This window comes from Microcoleus sp. N3A4 (assembly GCF_036701805.1).
Lineage (GTDB): Bacteria > Cyanobacteriota > Cyanobacteriia > Cyanobacteriales > Microcoleaceae > Microcoleus.
The window spans coordinates 30109-38343 of sequence record NZ_JAUBRJ010000058.1; the positions used below are offsets into that span (position 1 = coordinate 30109).

Annotated in this window: 5 protein-coding genes; 2 read left to right on the plus strand and 3 right to left on the minus strand. The window is 46.3% G+C overall.

Annotation, left to right across the window (positions count from 1 at the left end):
* Positions 1-4266: FG-GAP-like repeat-containing protein (locus QUA56_RS26700; RefSeq protein ID WP_333363975.1), on the plus strand; the 4266-nt coding region annotated here is incomplete at its 5' end.
* 341 nt (positions 4267-4607) lie between these two features.
* Here QUA56_RS26700 and dprA read toward each other — a convergent pair.
* The 3 genes from dprA to QUA56_RS26715 all read right to left on the minus strand — a co-directional run bounded on the left by dprA (position 4608) and on the right by QUA56_RS26715 (position 7374).
* On the minus strand, positions 4608-5759 hold the full coding sequence (gene dprA, locus QUA56_RS26705; protein WP_333363978.1) for a DNA-processing protein DprA: 1152 nt from the start codon (positions 5757-5759) through the stop codon (positions 4608-4610).
* A 186-nt stretch (positions 5760-5945) separates the two neighbouring features.
* Positions 5946-6599 (minus strand): YdcF family protein, encoded by a 654-nt coding sequence (locus tag QUA56_RS26710; protein WP_333363981.1) that lies wholly within the window; start codon positions 6597-6599, stop codon positions 5946-5948.
* Between the two features lie 127 nt (positions 6600-6726).
* Entirely contained in the window at positions 6727-7374 is a 648-nt protein-coding gene (locus QUA56_RS26715) for a DUF2301 domain-containing membrane protein (RefSeq protein ID WP_333363984.1), read from the minus strand.
* A gap of 80 nt (positions 7375-7454) precedes the next feature.
* Here QUA56_RS26715 and QUA56_RS26720 point away from each other — a divergent pair, with 80 nt between their 5' ends.
* A complete protein-coding gene (locus QUA56_RS26720; RefSeq protein WP_333363986.1) occupies positions 7455-8117 on the plus strand; it encodes a hypothetical protein in 663 nt (220 codons plus the stop codon).
* Positions 8118-8235 lie beyond the last annotated feature (118 nt).

Sequence of the window (8235 nt, forward strand, 5' to 3'; positions counted from 1 at the left end):
CCAGTAGTCGTCGATCCGCCAGTAGTCGTCGATCCGCCAGTAGTCGTCGATCCGCCAGTAGTCGTCGATCCGCCAGTCACTAGAGGAATAGATCGCACAGACAAATTCAGGACGATCGGATTACCGAAATCTAATGAAACTCCTTTGGGAATGCCGATCTCTGGCGATCTACCTCAATTTGGCGGAACTGTCGATATAGTGGCGGAGGCCCCAAAGTTCACCGAACTCGCCGATCAGACGATACCTGGTTTTGTCGGCGCTAATGCCTGGGGAGACTACGACAATGACAATGACGGCGATTTGGATCTGTTGGTGATGGAACGAGATAGTTCCAAAGACCCCTCAAATTCTCCTGGGCTAAAAGCATATATCCCCAAAGTTTACAGCAACAAAAACGGTCAAGGCTTTGAGCAAGTTGATATAGGCCTGCCTCCCGTTTACTCAGGTACGGTTCGCGACAGTAGTGGGAAGGAGCATAATACCAAGCCTTCTGCTACCTGGGGAGACAGCGACAATGATGGCGACCTCGATATCTTGCTCACAGGTGTAAGAACTGATCCAACACAGACCGACCCCTATGCTACGCCGAGTTACATCCCCATCACCACACTGTACGTGAACCAAAAGATTGAGAACAATCTGCGCCCTTCTTACCAAACCCAGCAGATAAACCCCAATTTCTTTTTGCGAAGCACGGCAAACCTGCCTGGTATGTTCAACGGTTCCGCAGCTTGGGGAGACTACAACAACGATGGCAGACAGGATCTTGTACTCACAGGCGATACGAGTTCAGGCTACATCGCCAAAGTGTTCCGTAACGAACGCATTGACTTTGGCGGTGGCATTCCCTTTAACTACGGCATTAGCTTTCAGGAGGAGACTGGGGTCAACTTGCCCGGTGTTATTGGCAATGCGGCCTGGGGAGACTACAACAACGATGGCAAACAGGATATCTTGCTGGCAGGCGACACCGGTTTAAAAGGCAACAACGGTGTAGCAATTTACGTCGCAAAATTGTATCAAAACACAGGCAATGGCTTTACGGAAGACAGCAACCCACTTCTGCAAAATCAAAACCCCGGCTCCCCTATTGATTACGGTGCATTCGGAGACTCCAACAACGATGGCAAACTAGATATCTTGCTAACAGGTGGAAAGGTTGGGTTGTCGAGCAATAGCTTTACCACGGTGCTCCAGAGCAAAAACTATTCGGATACTACGTTTGAGGGACGTTGGATTCCATCGGGGCCTGGTGCTGAGTTCGGTGCTTGGGGAGACTACGACAACGATGGCAAGCTGGATATCCTGCTAACAGAATGGGAAAATTTGGGTGGCATCGCCAAAGTTTACCAACAAGATAAAAATGGCGAAGATAAGTATGGCGATTTTACATCCATCACCAATACAGGGCTACCTAATAATGTTGACAAACCGACTGCTTCTTGGGGAGACTACGACAAAGACGGCAGACTAGATATTGCACTCACGACAAAAGATAATTCACCTAGCGGTGGCAGCTTTGTCAAAATCTACCGCAACAACACCCCTGATGCGAACACCCGACCCTCTACACCTCAACCTCAATTTTTACAGTCTACTAATACTTCAGAAGGAGTTTTATTAAGTTGGCGCCCAGCAGAGAATAGTACCTCGATCGACTCTAAAACTCCCGATCAGGGTTTAAGCTACAATCTGAAAGTTTGGACTACTCATCCCAATCCCAACGGTGGTGATAAGCCCCCCATTAAAGAGTACATTGTTGGCCCAATGTCCGGTGATGACGGAACTCGACAAGTAGTGCAGTTGGGGAATGTCAACCAATCCAAGAACTACTCGGATTACAGTTTTCTGCTGAAGCCAGATTACTTAATCCCTGCCCCGCCTTACGATCCTAATTATTCTTACAATACACAAACTTATGAATGGAGTGTACAGGCGATCGACAGTGCTTGGGCTGGTTCACCGTTTGTCGAAGGACCAACTTTTACAGCCCCCGATATCAAACCAACCCTCACCATCACTGCTACAGATCCCAATGCGGCGGAAATAGCTCGCAAGTACCCAGATGAACCCCTGAATCCCGGAAAATTCACTATTACCCGTACTGGTGGCAACCTCGCTAAGCCGCTGGATGTCTATTACAAAGTGGATAATCGGCTCGATAATATAAGCTACACTCCCATACCTGATACTGCTATACCCGGTATAGATTACCAATTGCTTTCCGAGTCCGGTAATTTCTTGCAATCTAACGAGTCCGGCAACTTTATCACCATTCCAGCCGATAAACGCAGCGTCAACATGGTTGTCCAGGTCAACGACGATAACCTAGTAGAAGGCGACGAGAAAGTTTTTATCACCTTACATTCTGACTACTCCCAAAAGGTAGGCGCTCCCTCTACTGCTACTGTGACGATCGCGGACAACGACCCCAACCACCCGCCAGAACAGAAGATTCTACTAAGGTCGTACTACAACAATCCTGACGCAGACATCAAAGACGTTTACACTGACCCGGACGGTCAAAAGCTCACTTACCAACTTACTCAGGTTGCTGACATAAAAGGCAATCCTTTACCCACCGGCGATGCTTTACCGAGTTGGCTCCAATTCTCTTTCGACTCTGACAATAACACCATAAAATTCAGTCAAAAGCCGAACGAGAGCCTACCGAATAAACCATTCAAATACTATTTTCGGTTAACAGCGACAGATCCTTTAGGTGCTACTGCATCGCAAGTATTTAACATCCACGACGACGATTTGTCCACTCGCCCTGGCTGGGTTATTGACGGCTACATTTCCGGTGCAACCCTCTTCCTAGACGCCAACAAAAACGGCATCAAAGACACCAACGAACCATCCACCATTACCGATACAGGCGGTAAATTTAATCTCGATATCCCCTTCGAGACATTCGACACCAACAAAAACGGAGAAATCGACCCATCAGAAGGCAATCTAGTAGCCACAGGAGGCACTGACACCGCCACCGGATTACCCCTAGAAACACCAGTCACCGCACCCCCAGATTCTAGTGTAGTCACCCTCCTCACCACCTTAGTCGCCGACTTAACCGACAAAGGAATTGCACCAGAAGAAGCGCAATCTTTAGTCAAAGCAGCCCTTTCTCTCCCCGCTGAAGTTGACCTAACTAGCTTAGATCCAATCTTAGCAACCAACAACAATCAACCCGGCGGAGTCCAAGTCTTATCCGCAATGGTGAAAGTCCAAAACTTCATCACCCAAACCAGCGCTTTGATTGACGGCGCTTCCAGTACACTCAATACCGATATTGTCAAAGCTGTTGTCAGTTCAATTACCGATCGAATTCAATCCGGTACAGTCTTAAACCTCAGTAATGCCGCAGCCTTAGAACCAATCATTCAGCAAACAGCCGCGAAAATCCAGCAAATAGACCCCAGTTTCAACACTCAACAAGTCAGCCAAATTACCTCGCAAGCAGCCACAGTAATGGCAACAGCCAATCAACGCATTGATGCGGCTGTCTCCAACCCAACAGGAACATCAATACCTGAATCACTTGCCCGCCTCCAACAAGTAGCCTTGGGCCCAACCACTCAAGAATTCAAAGAAGTTGGTGCCGGAAATAAACCTATTTCCCAGGTAGTTGCTGACAATACTGGTACTGCTTTAGATAGCAGAATTGAAGCTGTAATATTACCTGCTGGGATTGCCACTCCAGTTGTCAGCGGCGATGCTGATTTGGGCAGCAATTCCCCGAATGCAATTATCGGTACGAATGGCGATGATATCCTGATTGGCGACAGCACGGATAATGTGTTGATGGGCATGAGGGGCAATGATTCCCTCGACGGAAGTCTGGGAAATGACACTATTTTCGGTGGCAAAGGTAGCGATACAATCCTGGGAAGTAGCGGTGATGATGCCTTATTTGGCAACCGCGGTGCTGACATTTTGAATGGCGATGATGGCAACGATCTGCTTTACGGAGGTAAGGGCGATGATTTGCTGACTGGCGGTTTGGGAAGTGATACTTTGACGGGAGGTAAGGGATTAGATAAGTTCTTGCTTTCTGCCAATTCCGGTACTGATACGATCGCAGATTTTGAAATCGGTCAAGACTTGTTAGTATTGGCTAGCGGGCTGGATTTCTCGCAGTTGGCGATTGCCGAAGATAGCGGGGCTACTTTAATCCGGTTGGCACAAACTGGGGAAATTTTGGCAAGTCTCAGCGGTGTTTCTGCTAGCAGTATTAGTGCTGCTAATTTCGGATTAATTTGAGTAGAGACGCGGTATTGCCGTGTCCTCAATTGCCGTGTTGTCGATAGTTATATCCGATTGGGTTATCGGGGCAATTTCATCATCCAATCCGGTTGATTTTACCCGTTACCCAAAATTAGGACACGGCAGTGCCGTTTCCCTACAATTAATCGGGTGATGCTTAAATCCTAGCGAGGAAGATTAATTATTTTGCGGTAGGGACACGGCAATGCCGTGTCCTCCGTTGCTGGGTTAAATACTCCCTCTCTTCAATCCGCGCAGGCGGATTTTGTCTGTGTAGACGCGGTTTCAACCGCCGAATAATCAAGGGAATAAAACCCGATTTAACCTAACCTTTCACATCAACAGCGCTGATATCGCATTCCCGGTAACTGCGAAACTAATCCCAACAATTCCAACTGCAAAAGTATACTAGAAACCGTCCCAGCTTCTAATCCCGCTGCTTCTACAATTGTATCAAAAGAAATCGGCCCAGATTCGATCGCACTTAACACCTTAGCCAATTCCGGCTCCAACGGCGGCCCTTGCTTCTCAACCGTCGGATTTGCCGGAAATAGCGACAACTGCTGGGCATTATCCAATTTTGGCATAGCTCCGAGCATTTCCAACAACCTGTCTTCGCTTAACAGTCGATCGCTATTTGGCAGAATCGGATGAGCACCTTTACTCAGCAATTCCAAACATCCAAAAGAACGCTCGTCATCCAATCTGCCCGTCAAAACATACACATCCCGGCAAAAATCATTCGCTTGATAAGCAGTAATTAACGCACCCGATTTGTGCGGAGCTTCTATCACTATTGTAGCGCGGCTCAAGCCAGCAATTATGCGATTTCTGCGGGGAAAATTAGTTTTATTCGGTTGAGTACCCGCCGGATATTCACTAATTACCAATCCCTGATGCAAAATGCGATCGCACAACCTCTCATTTTGTTTGGGATATACAATATCTACTCCCGTCCCCACGACTGCAAAAGTCCTTCCTCCCGCCTCCAAACAGCCTATATGAGCCTCAGTATCAATGCCCGCCGCCAATCCCGAAATAACAGTAAAACCGCTTTTAGCCAAAGCCGTACTAATTTTGCGAGTCCACCTTTTGCCGTATTCCGAAGGGCTGCGAGTACCAACCATTGCCACTGTCGGCGTAATTCCTTGATTCTCTTTGCGATCGACTAAACCGCGATAGTACAGCACCGGTGGCGGATTGGGAATCTCCAATAATAAGCGGGGATAATCTGGATCTGCGGGCGTCCAAAAACATGGATTTTTTATAAGATGTTTTTCGATAAATTCTTCGGGATTGAGTTGGGTTCGTTCTTGCACGATGGTTTCAATTATCTGCTTGCCAAACCCTTCGATTCGCATTAAATCTACTGGTTTTGCCGTCCAAGCTTCTGCCAAACTATTGAAATTTTGGTGCAATCTTTGCAACAAAATCGGCCCGATACCGTTAATTTGCGACCATGCTAACCAGTAAGCGCGTTCTTCTACCAACGAGTTGCCCTCAACTTATCTGAGAATAATTTTATCATTAATCCTCTTAGATTCCTAGTTGGGGCGGGGCGGGTTTACAAATACCCTGGATGTGATTTTTAGATACTGGTGAACCCGCACCTACAGAATATCACTTTCCAGGAACTAATAACTAATAACCAATAACCAATAACCAATAACCAATAACTAAGTTTTCCAATCTACGAAACGGGCATAAATATAAGCAATAATTTCTCCTGTTACTGTCCGAAAACCTTCGCTCGATTTCCACCATTCTTGTGAATTGTAATCTTGCGGTTCCGCCGCTATAATCCCGACTTTAATATCAGGATTCAGCACTTCTTTGAAAACAATCCAACTTCTGCGGGCGTGAGTGCCAAAAGAATAAAGATTAATTGAGTCAACTTTTAGCGCAGAAGCAGCCAGCCAATCCCGAAGTGCGATCGCAGAAGCAGCAGTGCGGTGTTTCACCACACTCGCTGCCGGTACAGCTACTACTTTGTTTTTATCAAATCCTAGCGCAATACAAGTCGCGGCTGTCAGTTCGGCATAATTTTTATATTCAGAGAGATAGAAGCCTTTGCTTAAAGGAACTCCTGTGGTAATTAATTGGCGGTATTCGCCTTTTTTGAATTCGGCGATCGCACTTTCGATCGCATAATCCGGCAACCAGCCTTCGACAACCAATATATCTGCTTTAATCGGCGCATTTACCGCCAAAAATGGATGGATATTTGTGATAATTAAGAGCATTAAAATTATCAACCCCGTGCTTGCAATTACCCAACCTTCCCTAGTAATTGCCCAGATTTCTCGACGACGGATTAGACGAATTCTCATTTTAACTCGATCTAGATGTTTTCGGGTATGGAGGCAGATTCGGCGAGACAGGGGAAGAGGGAAATAGTGGGAAATTGATAGAATTTCCCAAAGTCCAATGCCCCATTCCCAATGCCCCATTCCCAAATTATTGGTGTTTCAAATACTCAAAAACGCTCTTGTCGCCGATATCCTGCGGCATCGGTTGAAAAAACTTACGCACAGCAAAGATGATAAACAAAATAGCCCAAATTGCCAGCAAAAATTGTTCGTTTTCGGGTGATAAAAAACCGAAAATATGTCCTAAAATTAAGAGAGGAACTCCGGGAGTCAAAAACTTAGTTTCTAGGCGGTTGAAGCAGAAAGCTTCTTTAAAATAAATGCCATTTAAGGCGGCAAAAGTAAAGCCAATTCCCCACAACGTGGCTGGATGTTCGTACACTGCTAAAGCTAAGGGTTCGCTGCTTTGTACGGCGACAAACAATGCTGCCGCGCCGCCGATCGCCCAAAACACCTGTAGTGTTCGGTGCAGCGCAATCATGTAAATGTGAATAGTTGCCAAGCTGACGCCTAAAGCTATCCAGAAACAAGCAAAAACAGGCGTTACAGCTTGAATTGCAATCGGGTTGTCGCCCTGTTGCAGCACCAGAGTAGTGCCGATCGCAAAACACAGCGCCGCCACCCCCAATCCAGCGCGGTAAATCAACACTCCCGTGCGATCGCTTTGAGTAACCGTAAACTCGCCGAATTGTCCTTGATAGACTGGCGATTCATCAGGCGATTTCAGTAGTTGCATTACACCTTCCTCCTATTAGACACGAATGTACTTCTGCCAAGATATACTTTATTGATAAACCGATCCAGCGAGACCGAGCGATGCCTAAATTTAACAAGCCTAAACTTAACCAACCTAAAGTTAACAAATCTAAATTGGACGATCGCCCCGATCGAAGCAAATCCCTTCCTTCACAATCCGAACTTCCTCCCGTTCAGCTTGATGAAACCATTGTAGCAGGCAGAAGACCGAAACCGGTAAACGACTTCCAGCGCCTGCTGGAGGAATTATCCGAATTGAGATCCGGGTTCGATCCAGAAATGTTAGCGCATATCGAGGAAAATCTCCCATTTAATACCAAGCAATTTGAAACTAAAATGAGCAAAATTTTGGGTTCTAAAAATATTGATTGCACCCAAAAAAACTCTGTCAAATATCTAGAGTACATCAAGCAAAATATTCAACTTCCGTGCCACGTTACCGGCATAGAAGAGTTTGAATGGGAAGAAGAATACACAATGGGTTCGGGCAGCAAAAAAGAATATGCAAGACTCAAAAAAACTCAACCTTCTTATACTGATAGCTTCATAATTAATCGGTTACAGGATTTTGTGATTCAGGAAGAAGGCATATTTGTGGAACTGCATCGCGTCGGCGACCGCCAAAAGTTTATGTTGCCTTTATTCGAGTTAGAATCAGTTGATGTAAGTTCCCCAAACAATCAGTTATTAGATGATTATGCTGTGTGGTTTATCAATTATTAAGGAAGTTTTGGAAGAGTGGAAAAGTGGGGATGGGAAGAAGGGGAGAGTGGGAGAGTGGGAGAGTGGGAGAGTGGGAGAGTGGGAGAGTGGGAGAGTGGGAGAGTGGGAGAGTGGGAGA

Bases quoted from the DNA above. Each gene is read 5' to 3' on its own strand.
- QUA56_RS26710 (WP_333363981.1), bottom strand. From the start codon at position 6,599: ATGAGAATTCGTCTAATCCGTCGTCGAGAAATCTGGGCAATTACTAGG.
- QUA56_RS26715 (WP_333363984.1), bottom strand. From the start codon at position 7,374: ATGCAACTACTGAAATCGCCTGATGAATCGCCAGTCTATCAAGGACAA.
- QUA56_RS26720 (WP_333363986.1), top strand. From the start codon at position 7,455: ATGCCTAAATTTAACAAGCCTAAACTTAACCAACCTAAAGTTAACAAA.